Origin of the sequence: Ideonella azotifigens (assembly GCF_006519715.1) — a bacterium.
Lineage (GTDB): Bacteria > Pseudomonadota > Gammaproteobacteria > Burkholderiales > Burkholderiaceae_C > Ideonella > Ideonella azotifigens.
On the sequence record NZ_VIDT01001106.1, the window covers coordinates 1 to 1,228 of the forward strand.

At 67.9% G+C, this 1,228-nt stretch carries 1 protein-coding gene; it reads right to left on the reverse strand.

What is annotated here, in order from left to right:
* Positions 1 to 265 precede the first annotated feature (265 nt).
* Positions 266 to 1,228 (reverse strand): sterol desaturase family protein (locus tag FKP22_RS30905; protein WP_141291999.1); only part of this gene is annotated, 963 nt, incomplete at its 5' end.

Here is a 1,228-nt window from a genome sequence, read left to right on the forward strand (position 1 = left end):
GAAGATGCCCAGCCCGACGCTGGCGATCGCGTCATTGACCCGGTAGCTCGGCTTGCCGCGGCGGTGGCCGACCCACCACTCGATGGCGATCAGCACGAAAAAAACTGGCGTGGCCAGCACGATGACTTGGGCGGGTTGCAGCGTCATGGCGCGAGCGGCTGCAAGGCGGCCGCAACGAAAAAACAGTCGCCGGATCTTGGCGCTGCACGCCCCGTCGCGCCAGCGGGGAAAGCCTGACGTTTACGTCACGCAATGAGGGGTCAGGTCACGCACTTTCAGCGGTGAGTGTGGCCGCCCGGGCAGCCCTGGGTGCGCCGCTGCACAAGCGCCCCGCCAGCACCAGGCAAGCCAAAACCAGCGCCACGCCGCCGACCAGGACCCACGGCGCCTGCCGGTGCGCCGTCCACAGCAGCACGCCGCTGAGAACCAGCGCGACGGCAAACAGCGCCAGCGCGCCGAACATCGCAGCGCGGCTGAAGCGGGGATCGTACGGCGGCCGCTGCAGCTCGAACGGCGCGCTGGGAAAGCGTGCCGCCACGTCCGCCGGCCGCCAGCCCGGTGGCTTGAGCCAGACGCGCAGCTTGTCGCCCCAGGCCTGTGTGTGCCAGCTGTCGCGGGCCAGCGCGGCAAACACTTCCAGGTTGGCCCAGACCGGGTTCCAGCTGCGCAGCGGCTTGCGCGTGCCGTAGACGATGGGCTCGACGTTGTCTTCTGGGGTGAAGCTGCCGAACAGCCGGTCCCAGACCATCAGGATGCCGCCGTAGTTGCGGTCCAGGTAGCGGTCGTTCACGGCGTGGTGCACGCGGTGGTTGCTCGGCGAGCACAGCCAGCGGTCGAACCAGCCCAGGCGGTCGATCTGCCGCGTGTGGACCCAGAACTGGTACAGCAGGTCGATCAGGCCCACCGTGACGAACACCAGCGGCGAATAGCCCAGCAGCGCCAGCGGCAGGTAGAACAGCCAGCTGCCCAGCCAGCCCGAAGACGTCTGCCGCAGCGCGGTCGACAGGTTGTATTCCTCGCTCTGGTGGTGCACCACGTGCGCGGCCCAGAAAAAGGCCACCGTGTGGCCGGCGCGGTGCAGCCAGTAGTAACAGAAGTCGTACAGCAAGAGGCCGCTGAGCCAGACCCACAGCGCGTTGTCCGGCAGCTGCCAGAACGCCCAGTGCTCCCACACCCAGGCATACAGGCCCAGCGCAAACAGCTTGGTGAACAGCCCGGTCAACTGGCT